The sequence below is a fragment of the Variovorax boronicumulans genome, assembly GCF_030812215.1.
GTDB lineage: Bacteria > Pseudomonadota > Gammaproteobacteria > Burkholderiales > Burkholderiaceae_C > Variovorax > Variovorax boronicumulans_C.
In genome coordinates this window covers 421,115-436,181 of the sequence record NZ_JAUSSG010000002.1, presented here as the reverse complement: position 1 = coordinate 436,181, position 15,067 = coordinate 421,115, and the positions used below count along the sequence as shown (strand labels likewise).

At 68.1% G+C, this 15,067-nt stretch carries 13 protein-coding genes; 6 read left to right on the top strand and 7 right to left on the bottom strand.

Annotation, left to right across the window (positions count from 1 at the left end; translation table 11 throughout):
- Positions 1 to 52: 52 nt before the first annotated feature.
- Both J2W23_RS08325 and J2W23_RS08320 read left to right on the top strand, forming a co-directional pair.
- The gene (locus J2W23_RS08325) at positions 53 to 526 is read left to right on the top strand and encodes a (2Fe-2S)-binding protein (RefSeq protein WP_176656484.1); all 474 of its coding nucleotides are present in this window, start codon (positions 53 to 55) and stop codon (positions 524 to 526) included.
- Positions 527 to 538: 12 nt separating this feature from the next.
- A complete protein-coding gene (locus tag J2W23_RS08320) occupies positions 539 to 2,794 on the top strand; it encodes a xanthine dehydrogenase family protein molybdopterin-binding subunit (RefSeq protein ID WP_176656485.1) in 2,256 nt (751 codons plus the stop codon).
- A gap of 72 nt (positions 2,795 to 2,866) precedes the next feature.
- Here J2W23_RS08320 and J2W23_RS08315 read toward each other — a convergent pair whose 3' ends face one another.
- Positions 2,867 to 3,844, bottom strand: a complete 978-nt coding sequence (locus J2W23_RS08315; protein WP_307648364.1) for an alpha/beta hydrolase — start codon at positions 3,842 to 3,844, stop codon at positions 2,867 to 2,869.
- A 187-nt stretch (positions 3,845 to 4,031) separates the two neighbouring features.
- A complete protein-coding gene (mutL, locus tag J2W23_RS08310; protein ID WP_373423900.1) occupies positions 4,032 to 5,936 on the bottom strand; it encodes a DNA mismatch repair endonuclease MutL in 1,905 nt (634 codons plus the stop codon).
- 235 nt (positions 5,937 to 6,171) lie between these two features.
- Here mutL and J2W23_RS08305 point away from each other — a divergent pair, with 235 nt between their 5' ends.
- The 3 genes from J2W23_RS08305 to J2W23_RS08295 are packed head-to-tail and all read left to right on the top strand — an operon-like array spanning position 6,172 to position 10,247.
- On the top strand, positions 6,172 to 7,962 hold the full coding sequence (locus tag J2W23_RS08305) for an IlvD/Edd family dehydratase (RefSeq protein ID WP_307648362.1): 1,791 nt from the start codon (positions 6,172 to 6,174) through the stop codon (positions 7,960 to 7,962).
- A gap of 52 nt (positions 7,963 to 8,014) precedes the next feature.
- Positions 8,015 to 8,836: a fumarylacetoacetate hydrolase family protein gene (locus J2W23_RS08300; RefSeq protein ID WP_307648361.1), complete on the top strand. Its 822-nt coding sequence runs from the start codon at positions 8,015 to 8,017 to the stop codon at positions 8,834 to 8,836.
- 49 nt (positions 8,837 to 8,885) lie between these two features.
- Positions 8,886 to 10,247: an MFS transporter gene (locus tag J2W23_RS08295; protein ID WP_307648360.1), complete on the top strand. Its 1,362-nt coding sequence runs from the start codon at positions 8,886 to 8,888 to the stop codon at positions 10,245 to 10,247.
- 12 nt (positions 10,248 to 10,259) lie between these two features.
- Here J2W23_RS08295 and J2W23_RS08290 read toward each other — a convergent pair whose 3' ends face one another.
- The gene (locus J2W23_RS08290) at positions 10,260 to 11,198 is read right to left on the bottom strand and encodes a LysR family transcriptional regulator (protein ID WP_176656491.1); all 939 of its coding nucleotides are present in this window, start codon (positions 11,196 to 11,198) and stop codon (positions 10,260 to 10,262) included.
- Complete coding sequence (locus J2W23_RS08285) at positions 11,195 to 11,710, bottom strand: GNAT family N-acetyltransferase (RefSeq protein WP_307648359.1); 516 nt, start codon at positions 11,708 to 11,710, stop codon at positions 11,195 to 11,197. Before J2W23_RS08285 ends, J2W23_RS08290 begins: the two co-directional genes overlap by 4 nt.
- A gap of 49 nt (positions 11,711 to 11,759) precedes the next feature.
- Between J2W23_RS08285 and J2W23_RS08280 the strand changes: the two genes are divergently transcribed.
- Complete coding sequence (locus J2W23_RS08280; protein ID WP_176656493.1) at positions 11,760 to 12,422, top strand: DedA family protein; 663 nt, start codon at positions 11,760 to 11,762, stop codon at positions 12,420 to 12,422.
- Positions 12,423 to 12,491: 69 nt separating this feature from the next.
- Here J2W23_RS08280 and J2W23_RS08275 read toward each other — a convergent pair whose 3' ends face one another.
- The 3 genes from J2W23_RS08275 to tsaE form a co-directional block, all read right to left on the bottom strand.
- Positions 12,492 to 12,779, bottom strand: a complete 288-nt coding sequence (locus J2W23_RS08275) for a glycine zipper domain-containing protein (protein WP_176656494.1) — start codon at positions 12,777 to 12,779, stop codon at positions 12,492 to 12,494.
- Positions 12,780 to 13,041: 262 nt separating this feature from the next.
- A complete protein-coding gene (locus tag J2W23_RS08270) occupies positions 13,042 to 14,547 on the bottom strand; it encodes an N-acetylmuramoyl-L-alanine amidase (RefSeq protein WP_176656495.1) in 1,506 nt (501 codons plus the stop codon).
- Complete coding sequence (gene tsaE / locus J2W23_RS08265; protein ID WP_307648358.1) at positions 14,544 to 15,059, bottom strand: tRNA (adenosine(37)-N6)-threonylcarbamoyltransferase complex ATPase subunit type 1 TsaE; 516 nt, start codon at positions 15,057 to 15,059, stop codon at positions 14,544 to 14,546. The genes J2W23_RS08270 and tsaE overlap by 4 nt, the downstream gene beginning before the upstream one ends.
- Positions 15,060 to 15,067 lie beyond the last annotated feature (8 nt).

Sequence of the window (15,067 nt, the reverse complement as noted above, 5' to 3'; positions counted from 1 at the left end):
GAGAGACAGAGATAGATCCCATCCAACTCACCCACCCACGGAGAAAAAGAAGATGACTGCGCTCCACGTCAATGGCCGTGACCACACGGTCGATGCCGATCCCGGCACCCCCATCCTCTGGGCCCTGCGCGACACGCTGGGCATGACCGGCACCAAGTTCGGCTGCGGCGCCGCGCTGTGCGGCGCCTGCACCGTGCACCTGGACGGCCAGGCGATCCGCTCGTGCATCACGCCGATTTCCGCCGCAGAGGGCAAGAAGATCACCACCATCGAAGCCGCCACCGATGGCAGCGACCCCGTCGGCGCATCCGTGCACGCCGCGTGGGTCAAGCATGACGTCGCGCAGTGCGGCTATTGCCAGAGCGGCCAGATCATGAGCGCGACCGCGTTCCTGAAGTCGCTGCCCAAGGGCAAGCAGCCGAGCGTGGACGAGATCGATTCGGCCATGGCCGGCAACATCTGCCGCTGCGGCACCTACGTGCGCATCCGCGCCGCCGTGGCCGATGCGGCCCGGAACCTCGCTTAAGGAGCCGCCACCATGTTGCCCAACATCGACTACAACGACCTGCCGCGTGCGCTGCAGCGCCTGATGGTCCAGCCTTCGACCGACGAGGCGAACGAAGCCGCCACGCTGCCCCGCCGCAGCTTCCTGAAGATGGCCGGCGCCGGGGGCCTCGTGCTCGGCGCCTTTCCCCATCTGGCCATGGCACAGGCCGATGGCGCGAAGCCGGCGGCCGGCGGCCTGAAGCCGACGCAGCAGCCCTCGGCCTTCGTGCAGATCGCGCCCAATGGCGAGGTCACGGTGACCATCAACCGCCTGGAGTTCGGCCAGGGCGTGCAGACCGGCCTGCCGATGATCCTGGCCGAGGAACTGGACGCCGACTGGGCGCTGGTGCGCAGCCGCAGCGGCACCAACGATGCCGCGTATGCCGACCCGCTCTTCGGCATTCACCTGACCGGCGGCTCCAACACGATCAAGAACAGCTTCACGCAGTACCGCGAGCTGGGCGCGCGCGCCCGGGCCATGCTGATGTCGGCCGCGGCGGCGCGTTGGAAGGTCGACGTGGCCACGCTGCGCACGCAGGCAGGCACGGTGATCGGCCCTGGTGGCCGCAAGCTGGGCTACGGCGAGCTGGCCGAGGCGGCCATGGCCCTGCCGGTGCCCGAGAAGGTCGTGCTGAAAGACCCGAAGAACTTCCGGATCATCGGCCGCGCAACCACGCGCCTGGACGCGCGCGCCAAGAGCAGCGGGCGGCAGGACTTCGGCATCGACGTGAAGCATCCCGGCCAGTTGACGGCGGTGGTCGCGCACCCACCGGTGTTCGGCGCGCGCCTGTCCTCGGTGGACGACAGCGCCGCGCGCGCCGTCAAGGGCGTGAAGGCCGTGGTACGCATCCCGCTGGACCGCGGCGCCGAAGGCGTGGCGGTGGTGGCCGATGGCTACTGGCCGGCCAAGCTGGGCCGCGATGCGCTGAAGCTGCAATGGAACACGGCCGCGGTGGAAAAGGTGGACAGCGACAAGCAGCTGGTCCAGTACCGCGAGCTGGCCGGCCGCCCCGGCAACCGCAAGTTCGACGCCGACATGGCACCGCTGGCCAATGCGCCGCGCAAGCTCGAGGCCGAGTTCGTGTTTCCGTACCTGGCGCATGCGCCGATGGAGCCGATGAACTGCACAGTGAAGCTGTCGGACGGCCGCGCCGAGCTGTGGATCGGCACCCAGTCCGCCGACTCCGACGGGCAGGCTGCGGCGCGCACGCTGAAGCTCGATCCCGCCCAGGTGAAGGTGAACGTGCAGATGGCGGGTGGCGGCTTCGGCCGGCGCTTCGCACCCAGCAGCGACTTCGTGGTCGAGGCCTGCGAGATCGCCAAGGCCACGCGCGCCGCCGGCCTCGATGCACCCGTGCGCCTGCTGTGGAGCCGCGAGGACGACATGAAGGGCGGCTACTACCGTCCGATGCACCTGCACCGCGCAAGCATCGGCTTCGACGAGCGCGGCAAGATCCTCGCGTGGGACCACGTCATCGTCGGCCAGTCGATCACCGCGGGCACGGTGTTCGCCGGCATGATGGTGAAGGACGGCATCGACGCCACGGCGGTGGAGGGCATGCGCGACCCGTACCCGGTGCCGATGCGCCTGACGGTGCATCACCCGCAGGTCAACGTGCCGGTGTTGTGGTGGCGCAGCGTGGGCTCGACCCACACCGCCTTCGTGATGGAGACGCTGATCGACGAGATCGCCCGCAGCACGAAGCAGGACCCGGTGGCCTACCGCATGCAGCTCTTCGGCGACAAGCACCCGCGCCATCGCGCCGCGCTGCAACTGGCCGTGGACAAGAGCGGCTACGGCAAGAAGAAGCTGGCGGACGGCCGCGCCTGGGGCGTGGCGGTGCACGAGTCCTTCGAGTCGGTGGTGGCCTATGTGGTGGAAGCCTCGGTCAAGGACGGCCAGCCGGTGCTGCACCGCGTGACCAGCGGCGTGCACTGCAACCTGGCCGTCAATCCGCGCAGCGTGGAAGCGCAGGTGCAGGGCGCGGCGGTGATGGGGCTGTCGACCTGCCTTTCCGGCAGTGCGATCACGCTGAAGGACGGCGTTGTGCAGCAGGGCAACTTCGGCGATTTCACGGTCGCCCGCATCACGCAGGTGCCGGAGTTCGACATCCACATCGTGCCCAGCGCCGATGCGCCCAAGGGGATGGGGGAGCCGGGGCTGCCGCCGCTGGCGCCCGCGTTCGCCAATGCGGTGGCGCAGATCACCGGCAAGCCTTTGCGGCAGTTGCCTTTCAACCTCGCTTGAACAACCGTTCGGGCCGAGCTCGTCGAAGCCTCGCGCAGCGCTTCGACAGGCTCAGCCCGAACGGATCGGGTTTCAGATCGCCGCGGGCACGCTGTTCGCGCGCGCCTCGTCGCGCACGTCCTGCGGTGCCATCGCAGGCGGCAGCGGCAGGGCCAGCGTGGGCGGCGACAGCTTCGGCTGGTTGCGCGCCACCATGTTGTCGGGCTTCATGCGGAACAGCTGCGTCAGCGCCGCGCGGTACTGCGCCTCGCCCACCGAGTTGGTGTTGTGGTGCGAGCCGCCCTCGACCAGCACGAACAGCTTGGGCACCGTGGCCGCGTCATAGAGCTTGCGGCCCAGCGTCGGATTGATCAGGCTGTCGGCCGTGCCATGCACCACCAGCAGCGGTGCGCCGATGTCCTTGACGGTGTTGATGGCCTCGAAGCGCTGTGTGATGAAGGGGCCCAGCGGCAGCCAGCCCCACTTGAAGCTGCTGACCACGTCGGCGATGGAGCTGAAGGTGCTCTCCACGATGGTGCCGCTCTCGTCGTTCACATGCGCCGCCAGGTCGATGCCGATGGCGCCGCCCAGCGAGTGGCCGAAGATGTAACGGTGTTGCCTGGGGTGGCGCGCGGCCAGCCAGGTCCAGGCGGCGCGGGCGTCTTCACGGGCCGATTCTTCCGAGGGCAGGCCCTTGGAGCTCTTGCCGAAGCCGCGGTAGTCGATGGCCAGCACCGAGAAGCCCAACTCGTGCATGCGCTGGATGCGCGGCGCCGAGCCGGCCACGTTGTAGCGCGCGCCGTGCAGGTACAGCAGCACGGGGGTTTCGGTGGTCTCGGGGGCACCGCCCAGCCACAGGCCGTGCAGTCGCGCGGGTTCGCCGGTGATGGAGGATTGGAAATCGATCCAGACGTCCTCCATGCCCTGCGTCATGGTGGCGGTGTTGCCCCAGCTGCGGTCGCTGGGCTGAAAGATCCATTCGCGCTGTTGTTCGTCGAACGTGGAGCAACCGGCGGCGAGCAGAGCGCAAAGCGAGAGGACAGACGCGAGGAGGGTCCAGCGTTTCATCATGGGGTTGAGGGACAGCGATACCGGCCGAAAGTTTCATCCGCTTTCACCACGGCGCGCCGGCGTTGCGCCCTGGTAACCCCCTGAAACAGCGCTCGACGGCGCTTTGGCTAGACCATGCAACGTGCGTGCCCGGTCCCCGGATGACCCCCGGAAACCCTCGAAAACCCTGAAAAAAGTGCCGATTCGGCTATCGGCCGCGCATGAACAGCGTGTCGAGCTCGCGGATCGACAGCTGCCGCCAGGTCGGCCGGCCGTGGTTGCACTGGTCCGAACGCTCGGTGGCTTCCATCTGGCGTAACAGTGCGTTCATCTCGTCGATGGTGAGCTTGCGGTTCGCCCGCACGGCGCCGTGGCAGGCCATGGTGGACAGCAATTCGTTCTGTGCGCGCTGCACCACGGTGCTGGCGTCGTGCTGGCCCAGTTCGGCCAGCACGCTGCGCGCCAGCTCGACCGGATCGCCATCGGCCAGCGTTCCGGGCACGGCGCGCACCGCGAGCGTGCGTGCCGAGAACGCGGTGATTTCCAGCCCCAGCGTGGGCAGCACCTCGGCGCAGGCCTCGGCCGTGGCCACTTCCTGCGGCGTGGCCGCGAAGGTCGCGGGAATCAAGAGCGGTTGGCTGGTGATGGCGGCGCCGTCGAGCTGCGTCTTGAGCCGTTCGTAGACGATGCGCTCGTGGGCCGCATGCATGTCGACCACCACCAGGCCCTGGGTGTTCTCGGCCAGGATGTAGATGCCTTGCAGCTGAGCCAGCGCGCGGCCGAGGGGCCAGGCTTGCTCGTTGGTGGCGGCGGAGGAAGCGGGATCTTCTTCGGGGCTCGAGGGCAGCCCCACGGGTGCCCTGAAGGTCATCGGCGCCGCGTCGGTCAGGGGCCAGTGCGAGGGCGTGGAATCGGGTGCATGCCCGAGTTCGTCGGTGCGGCGCGGCCACATCGCCTCGAAATCGCCGGCACCGCGCTCCCGTGCCACGAAGTTCATGGCCGGCTGCGACCAGCTCGCGCTCTCAGGCAGCGGGGTCTCCTTGAAGAAGGGCTGCGGCGCACCGCTGGGGGCCACTGCATCGCCAGCGCGCGGCGCGGCCAGTGCGTCCTCGATGGCGTGGCGCACCGCCTGGTGCACCTCGCGGCCATCGCGAAAGCGCACCTCGATCTTGGTCGGGTGCACGTTCACGTCGACGCGCGACGGATCGATCTCCAGGTACAGCGCATAGATCGGCTGGCGCTGGCCGTGCAGCACGTCTTCATAGGCGCTGCGCACCGCGTGCGAGAGCACCTTGTCGCGCACGAAGCGGCCGTTGACATAGAAGAACTGCTGGTCGCCGCGCGAGCGCGCCGCATCGGGAATGCCGGCGCGGCCGACCACGCGCACCACGCCGCCCACGTGCTCGACGGCCACGCTCTTGGCCACGAAGTCGTCGCTGAGCGCATCGGCCAGCCGCTGCTCGCGTGCGTCGGCCGCGCGCCATTGCTCGACCAGCTTGCCGTCGTGCCAGACCGAGAAGCCGACCTCGGGCCGGGCCAGCGCGTGGCGGCGCACCGCCTCGATGCAATGGGCCAGCTCGGTGGCATCGGTCTTGAGGAACTTGCGGCGCGCGGGCGTCGCAAAAAAGAGTTCGCGCACTTCGACCGTGGTGCCGACCGAACGCGCCACCGGGCGCAGTTCGCCGGTGCGGCCGTCGAGCGCGAAGGCGCTGTCGGCACCGGTGAAGCGCGAGAGGATGCTGAGCTCGGCAATCGCATTGATCGCCGCGAGCGCCTCGCCGCGAAAGCCCATGGTGCCGACCGTCTCCAGGTCGTCCAGGCTCGCGATCTTGCTGGTGGCATGGCGGCGCAGGGCCACCGTGAGTTCTTCGCGCGGAATGCCCAGGCCGTCGTCTTCCACAGAGATCAACCGCACGCCGCCCGAGGCAAGCCGCACCGTGATCTGGCTCGCGCCCGCATCGAGGGCGTTGTCGAGCAGTTCGCGCACCACCGAGGCCGGCCGCTCGACCACTTCGCCGGCGGCGATCTGGCTGATCAGCTCATCGGGAAGCTCGCGGATCGGGCGGCGGGGGGAGGGGGGAATGGAGGAGGGTAGTGCGCTCACCGGAAACATTCTAAAAGCGGGCCCAAAACCCGGTCTTGCATGGGTACGCCGGTGTGCCGGTGTATTTGCCGCGCTTATACAGCCCCTCAACCGATCTCATTGGCGCCCGCGAAGGCCTTTGCCTAAGCTTGCGCCGCACCACAAGAACGCACCGGAGACACCCGAACGAATCGCGATGGCGAAGCCATCTCGCGAGGGGTCGTCTCGCGCGCTCTTTCCGCTCACCCCACTGAACAGAGACGCCATGACAACAACCCGCCCCCTCCGCTCCGCCGCGTGGTTCAACAACCCCGAGCACAGCGAACTCTCGGTCCTGCACCTGGCCTGGTACCTGAACTACGGCCTCACGCGCGAAGAACTGCAATCCGGCAAGCCCATCATCGGCATCGCGCAGAGCGGCTCCGACCTCACGCCCTGCAACCGCCACCACCGCGAGCTGGCGCAGCGCGTGCGCGACGGCATCCGCGAGATGGGCGGCATCGCGATGGAGTTCCCGATGCACCCGATCCAGGAGAACGGCCGCCGCCCCACCGCCGCGCTGGACCGCAACCTCGCATACCTGGGGCTTGTGGAAATCCTCACGGGCTATCCGATCGACGGCGTCGTGCTCACCACCGGCTGCGACAAGACCACGCCCGCCGCGCTCATGGCCGCGGCCACCGCCAACATTCCCGCGATCATCCTGTCGGGCGGGCCGATGCTCAACGGCTGGCACGACGGGCAGCGCACGGGCACCGGCACCACGCTGTTCAAGGCGCGCGAACTGTTCGCCAAGGGCAGCATCGACTTTCCCGGCTACATCGACCTGGTCGCCTCCACGGTGCCCTCTGCCGGCCATTGCAACGTGATGGGCACGGCCTCGACGATGAATGCGCTGGCCGAAGCCCTCGGCATGAGCCTGCCCGGCTGCGCGGCCATTCCGGCGCCTTACCGCGAGCGTGGGCAGATGGCCTACGAAACGGGGCGCCGCATCGTCGAGATGGTGCGCGAGGACCTGAAGCCCTCGGACATCCTCACGCGCTCTGCCTTCGAGAACGCGATCGTCGTCAACTCGGCCATCGGCGGCTCGACCAACGCGCCGATCCACCTGGTGGCCGTTGCCAAGCACGCGGGTGTCGACCTGACTGTGCAGGACTGGGAGACGGTCGGGCTCGAGGTGCCGCTCATCCTCGATATGCAACCGGCCGGCAAATACCTCGGCGAGGAGTTCTACCGCGCGGGCGGCGTGCCCGCTGTGGTCGCGGAGCTGCATCGCCACGGCCTCATCCGCGAAGACGCGCTCACCGTCAACGGCAAGACCCTGGCCGTCAACTGCGTCGATGCGCCGGTGAAGGACGCCGATGTGATCCGCTCCTTCGGCAATGCGCTGAAGGAGAACGCGGGCTTCCTCGTCATGTCGGGCAACCTGTTCGACAGCGCGATCATGAAGACCAGCGTGATCTCCGACGAGTTCAGGGCGCGCTACCTCAGCACGCCGGGCGATACCGACGCCTTCGTCGGGCGCGCCATCGTGTTTGACGGGCCGGAGGATTTCGAGCGCCGCATCGAAGACCCGACGCTCGACATCGACGCGCGCTGCATCCTGTTCATGCGCGGCGTCGGGCCCATCGGGCATCCGGGCTCGTCCGAGGTGGTCAACATGCGGGCGCCCGCGCACCTGCTCAAGAGCGGCGTGTCGGCACTGCCGTGCATCGGCGACGGGCGGCAGTCGGGCACCTCGGGGTCGCCCTCGATCCTGAATGCCTCGCCGGAGGCGGCCGCGGGCGCGGGTCTCGCGCTGCTGCAGACCGGCGATGCGGTGCGCGTCGATCTCAAGCACCGCACGGTGAACATGCTCGTGAGCGACGAGGTGCTGCAGGCGCGTGCGCGCGCGCTCGAGGCGAGCGGCGGCTACCCGATTCCCGCGAGCCAGACGCCCTGGCAGGAAATCCAGCGCGCCATGGTGGACACCCTCTCCGAAGGGATGGTGCTCAAGCCCGCCACCAAGTACCAGCGCGTGGCGCAGACCGCGGGCATTCCCCGCCGCAACCACTGACGCAATCACCGGCACGAACAAGCCAGATTTTTTCAACCATCGGAGTCGAGCAATGAAGTGGATGACGGTTCGAGCGCAGGACGGCCTGCGCGTGGGGTATGTGAAGGAGGGCGCGCTGCAACTCGTGGATGCGCGCGACATGCAGGCCATCGTGGAGGGCGCGGCCTGGCGCGATGACGGCGAGCCCGTGCCGCTCGCGAGCCTGGAGCCCGCGGCCCCGCTGGTGCCGCGCAACATCGTCTGCGTGGGCGCGAACTACCGCGACCACTGCATCGAGACCGGCCTCGCCATCCCCGAGAAGCCGGTCATCTTCGCCAAGTTCGGCAACACGCTGGCCGCGCATGGCGACCCGATCGCGTGGCCCGAAGGCTTCACCGAGAAGGTCGACTGGGAGGCCGAGCTGGGCGTGGTCATCGGCCGCCGTGCGCGCGGCGTGCGCGAGGCCGATGCGCTCTCGCACGTTTTCGGCTACGTGGCGACCAACGACGTGAGCGCGCGCGACGTGCAGCTGGGCGAGGCGCAATGGGTGCGCGGCAAGTCGCTCGACGGCTTCTGCCCGCTGGCGCCCACGATGGTCACGCGCGACGAGATTGCCGATGTGCAGTCGCTGGGCATCTATTGCCGCGTCAATGGCGAGGCGGTGCAGTCGTCGAACACGCGCGAGATGATTTTTTCGGTCGCCTACCTCATCGCCTACCTCTCGCGCGCAATGACGCTGGAGCCCGGCGACCTGATCCTCACCGGCACGCCCGCGGGCGTGGGCCTCGGGCTCAAGCCGCCGCGCTTCTTGAAGCGCGGCGATGTGGTGACGGTCGAGATCGACGGCCTGGGTGCGGTCACGAACCCGGTGGCGGGTGCCGTCGCGCGCGGCTGACGCACCGGCGCATCCCCACAGACACAACAACCATCCGGAGACAACAACAATGACAACGAGTCCCTACAGCGACCTGGTGAGCGGCGCGATCCGCAAGGCCCGCTGGCGCCTTCTTCCGATGCTGATCGTCATGTACATCATGTCGATTCTCGACCGGGTGAACGTCGGCTTCGCCAAGAGCGCGCTGCAGATCGACACCGGCATCAGCGACAGCGCCTTCGCGCTGGGCGCGGGAATCTTCTTCGTGAGCTACGCGATCTTCGAGGTACCGAGCAACGTGATCCTCTCGCGCGTCGGCCCGCGCATCTGGCTGTGCCGGATCATGGTGACCTGGGGGCTCGTGGCGTCGGCCATGATGTTCGCCACCAGCGAGATGTCGTTCTACGTGCTGCGCTTCTTGCTGGGCATCGCGGAGGCGGGCTTCTATCCCGGCGTGCTGCTGACGCTGACCTACTGGTTCCCCGCGAAGGTCAGGGCGCAGGCCAACGGCATCCTCCTGTTCGGCTTTGCGGGTGCGCTGGTCATCGGCGGACCGGTTTCCGGCGCGCTGCTCGACATGCACGGCATCGGCGGCCTGAAGGGATGGGAATGGATGTTCCTGATCGAGGGCGCGATGGCGGTGGTGGTGGGCATCGTCGCGTTCTTCGTGATCGTCGACCGGCCGCATGCCGCCCCGTGGCTCACGCGGCCCCAGCAGGACGCCCTGCAGGCGGTGCTCGACCAGGAGGCGGCCGAGAAATCCGTCGACAGTCCGCACACGGTGATGCAGACGCTGCGCAATCCGAAGGTGATGTTCTTCGCGGTGAACTTCTTCATCGTGCAGATCGCCGCCTACGGCTTGATCTTCTACCTGCCGAGCCAGGTGGCGCAGATCCTCGGCCAGAAGATCGGGTTGATGGTGGGCTTCGTCACCAGCATTCCGTGGGTGCTGGCGCTGTTCGTCGTGTACTTCGTCACGCGCTGGTCGGACCGCCACCATGACCGGCGGCGCATCACCGTGGCCACGCTGTACACGATCTTCGGCGTGTGCGTGTGCCTGTCGGCGCATGGTTCTCCGATCTTCGCGATCGCGGCGCTGTCGATCGGTGCATCGACGTACCTCTCGGGCACGCCCATCTTCTATGCCTTCCTGTCGGAGCGGCTCTCGGGGCTGGGCATCGCCACGGGCATTGCGCTGGTGAACTCCATCGGCAACCTCGGCGGCTTCGTGGCGCCGAGCTTGAGGACCTATGTGGAGCAGCACCACGGCGGCTCGGCGGCCGGGCTGTACGCGCTCGGAAGCGCGGCACTGCTCGCGGCGCTGATGCTGGCCTGCATGCCAAAGGGCTGGCGCAAGGTTGCGGCCACACCGGTGCGCGGTGCGATGCGGCCCGACGCCGCGCTCAGCGCGATGGCGCAGCGCCGGGTCTGAAGCCGGCGCAGTTCAGAACGCGCGCCGCCATGCGCGCGACAGGGCCTGCCACGCGCAGGCCACTTCCGGGCGCTTGAGCGATCCGGCCAGGCAGACGAAGCGCAGGTCGCAGCCGATGCTCACCCGGTCGGCGATCACCAGTCCGTCACGCTGGCTGGCGCGCAACGCCACCGCATCGCGCGCCAGCGAAATGCCCACGCCCGCACGCACCAGCGCGAGCATCGAGGTTTCCTGGTCGGCTTGCGCCGCCTTCTTCAACACCAGCCGGTGTTGTTGCAGCACGGGGGCCAAGAGGCGCGAATGCGAGGAGGTCGGTGGCGCGAGCACCCACGGCAGGCAGGCCAGGTCCGGCCATTCGCGTCCCAGCACCTGCGGCGCCCAGCCGCTCGGGCCGATCACCTGGTAGTCGAAGCGGGTCAGCACCTCCGAATGGAAGGTCTTGCCGTCGCCGCGCCGCGCGGCCGAGCTGGCCTGCGGCAGATCGCTTGCATCGGGGTCGCCCAGGTAGAAGCCGATGTCCAGTTCCTTGTTGAGGAGTCGGGCCAGCACTTCGCCGCTCGTGCCGTGGTGCAGTTCGGTCTCCAGTTCGGGCGCGAGCGTGACCAACTCTTTCAGGAGCGGGCTGAGCCGCGTGAACTCCGGGTCGAGGATGGTGCCGATGCGCAGCGATCCGCGCACGCCGCCCTTGAGCCGGTCCGCGGCCACCGCGAAATCGTTCAGCCCTTCGAGCGCGTGCTCGGCATGGTTCAGCAGCGCCGCACCGTCGCGCGTCAGCAGGAGACCGGTGGGGGTGCGCTGGAACAACTCCAGCTCGACCAGCGCGCCGAGTTCCTTGAGTTGCAGGCTCACCGCCGGTTGCGTGAGGAAGAGGCGCTGCGCACCGCGCGAGACCGAGCCCTCGCGCGCGACGGCCACGAAAGCCTGCAGGAGCCGCGGATCGATCTTCTTCATGCCGAGCCGCGGGTCGCGAAATTTTGCAACTGCTTGTACATGACGAAGGCATCCACGAAGCCGTGCTGCGGATGCCTGAACGCACCGGGCAGCGTGCCGACGATGGCGAAGCCCATCCGTTGCCAGAGCCGCACCGCGCGCGCGTTGGTGGACACGACGAAGTTGAACTGCATCGCCAGAAAGCCCATGCGCAGGGCCTGCTGCTGCGAGTGTTCGCACAGCGCCGAGGCCACGCCCAGGCCGCGCGCGGCCTCGGACACCACGTAGCCGCAGTTGCTCACGTGCGCGCCCTGGCCGGGCTGATTGGGGCGTATGACGTAGGTACCGAGCACCGTGCCCTCTTCGTTGCAGGCCACGAACGTATGGGTGGGTACTTTCGTCCACGAATGGCGGGCCGTTTCCTCGCTCACGTCGGGCGGATAGGTGTAGGTGTCGCCGCGGCGGAACGTCGGTTCGAGCACGGACCAGATGGCGGGCCAGTCCGCATCGAGGGCTTCGCGTATGTGAATCATGGGGGAATTCGAAAGAGGCGCAGAACGTCAACAAGGATAATCCGCGGCCATGGAAATCATCAGCTTTCTCGTCGACTTCATCCTTCACGTCGACAAACACCTCGAAGCATTCGTCATTGCCTACGGGCCCTGGGTGTATGCGCTGCTCTTCCTGATCGTCTTCGTGGAGACCGGCGCGGTGGTGATGCCGTTCCTGCCGGGCGACTCGCTGCTCTTCATCGTCGGCGCGCTGTGCGGCGCGGGGCTCATGAACTTCCCGCTGGCCTGCGGCATCCTGATCGCCGCGGCCATCCTCGGCGACCAGACCAACTATTCCATCGGCCGCTACTTCGGACCGAAGGTCTTCCAGTGGGAGAACTCGCGCTTCTTCAACCGCAAGGCCTTCGACCAGGCCCACAGCTTCTACGAGCGCTACGGCGGCATCACCATCATCCTTGCGCGCTTCATGCCGTTCATTCGCACCTTCGCGCCGTTCGTGGCGGGCGTGGCGGAGATGAGTCGCGCGAAGTTCACCATGTACAACGTGGTGGGCGCGCTGATCTGGGTGCTGGGCATCGCGACCGCCGGCTACTTCTTCGGCAACCTGCCGTTCGTGAAGCAGCACCTGGACAAGATCATCTGGGCACTGATCTTCGTGCCGGGGCTGCTGGCCATCTTCGGTGCGTGGCGCGCGTCGAAGGCCGAAAAGGCGCGGGCCGCTGCCCAGGCCTGAGGCGTTTCAGCGGACGTGAAAAAGCGCGCCGAGGCGCGCTTTTTCATTCAGCCAACGGCTTGGGTCCGCTCAATAGCGCGGACCGTTGCTCGGGTAGTAGTTGCTGCCCTGCGGATAGCGCTGCTGGTTGTAGTAGTTGCGCTCGTCGGCATTGCGGCCGACCTGGTTCCCGATGAGGCCGCCGATGGCGGCACCACCCACCGTGCTGGCGGTGTTGCCGCCGATGGCATTGCCCACCAGCGCACCGCCGACCGCGCCCACACCGGTACCCAGGTTCTGGTTGGGACCGCTTGCGCAGCCCGCGATTGCCATGACCGAAGTGGCTGCAGCTGCAGCGATCCAGAGACGTGTCTTCATGATGTCCACCTTTCGAGGAGTGATGGATTCATCATCTGCAAAAGTGCCGCCCGCCACGTGTAGGAGCCTGCCGCGCCTGCCTGTGCGGTGTGATGGGCCGGCCTGCGTGGGACAGAAGGCGTGCTTTGGCTTTACAAAGGGGCCGTGCATGCGCCTTTTCGCGGGACACCGCGGAACCGGCTTTGCCGGGCCGCTGGTGTCGTCCCCGGTAGGGAAAGGAGAAGCGATACGAAGTGCGCGAAGCCGGGGGCGAGCCTAAGGTCTAGAGCTGCCGGCTGCGCGCGAGCGGCGGATTCTGCGCAAAGTAACGCTGGATGCCGCGCATCAGCGCATCGGCCAGGTTCTCCTGGTAGTCGACGCGGCGCAGGTTGGCTTCTTCCTCGGGGTTGCTGATGAAGGCCGTCTCCACCAGCACGCTTGGAATGTCCGGCGCCTTCAGCACCGCGAAGCCGGCCTGCTCGACCTGGCCCTTGTGCAGCCGCGCACCGATGCCCTTGATCTCGCCGAGCATCGCGCCGCCGAGCTTCAGGCTGTCGTTGATCTGCGCCGTCGTGCTCATGTCGAGCAGTGCGCGCTGCACCTGCGCCTCGTGATTGCCGACGTTCACGCCGCCGACCTTGTCGGCATCGTTTTCCTTGTTGGCCAACCAGCGCGCCGCGCTGCTCGATGCGCCGCTCTGGCTCAGTGCGAAGACGCTGGCGCCGCGCGCGGCGGGCGTGGTGAAGGCATCGGCATGGATGCTCACGAACAGGTCGGCCTGCACGCGCCGCGCCTTCTGCACGCGCACGCCCAGTGGCACGAAGAAGTCGGCATCGCGGGTGAGAAAGGCGCGCATCGGGTTGCCGTTGACGCTGCCCGCGTTGATGCGGTCGCGCAGGCGAAAGGCGATCTGCAGCACGATGTCTTTCTCGCGCGTGCCGCTGGGGCCGGTGGCGCCGGGGTCTTCGCCGCCGTGGCCGGGGTCGAGCGCCACGATGATGATGCGGTCGGTGCGGCTCGCGGTGGCGCCGCCGCGTGCGACCGCGACGGGCGGCGGCACGGGCTTTACCGGCGCGGTGCCCACCACGGGCGGCAGCGGTGCCGGCGCCACGAGCACGGGCGGAGCGGAAGGCCGGTCGGCGCCCGCCACGACCGGCGGCGCGGGCGCTGCGGGGCCGGGGCGCATCGATTGCTGCGCCATGAGATCGCCCAGCGGATCGCCCGCGGGCATTGCGGGACGCACCGGCGCTGCGGGCGCGGAGGGCGCAATGCCGGCCACCGACGAGCCATTGTTGGTGCCGCTGCCTGGCTTGGGCGCATCGCGCAGCCGCTCGGCAATCAGCGCCTCCATCGGATCGATGGCCTGCTCGGGATACAGGTCGAGCACCAGCCGGTGCTTGTACGCCGCCACCGGCGCGAGGGAGAACACCTGCGGCCGCACCGTCTGCTTCAGGTCGAACACGATGCGCACGACCGTCGGCGCGTTCTGCCCGACGCGCAGGCCGTTGATGTACGGATCGCCCGGCTTGATCTTGCCGACCAGTTCGCGCAGTTCGCTGTTGAGCTCGATGCCTTCGATGTCCACGGCCAGCCGCGGCGGGCTGCCCACCACCAGTTGCTGCGAGGTGAGCCGCGCATCGGACTCGATGGTCACGCGGGTGTAGTCGGCTGCGGGCCAGACGCGAACCGCAAGGATGGTGGCGCCGCGTGCGATCTGGTGCACGCCGAGCATCAGCGCGATGCTGCCGCCCTGCAGCAGCACGCGCCGTTTCAGTCCACCCGCCTTCATGCGGCGATGCGCGCCAGCAGATCGCTGCCGCGAGGGGTGTTCGCGAGGAGGGTCACGCTGCGTGTGTCGTCGGTCATTGCTTCTATTTTAATAGCGAGGTCGGCAATCGGTGTGCGGCCCGCGGCGTTTTCTGGCCATTCGGCCAGCTTGAGGCCCGGGCCCGCGAAGATGTCGCGGAAACCGGCGTCGTCCCATTCGCGCGGGTCGGCGAAGCGATAGAAGTCGAAATGGAAGATCTGCAGGCCGTCGGGCGCCTCGTGGGGCTCGACCACCGCATAGGTGGGGCTCTTGATGCGCCCCGTGATGCCGAGTGCGCGCAGCAGGTGGCGAACGAAGGTGGTCTTGCCGGCGCCCAGGTCGCCTTCGAGGGCGATGAAGGCATCGCGCAAGGCGGGCGAGGCGGCGAGCGATTGCGCGAAGGCGTCGGTGTCGGCTTCGCTGCCCCAGCGCAGGACGCGGGTGCGTGGGGTGCCCTTGGGCGTTTCTACAATCGGCAAGTGATCGTCAGCCATCCACTCGT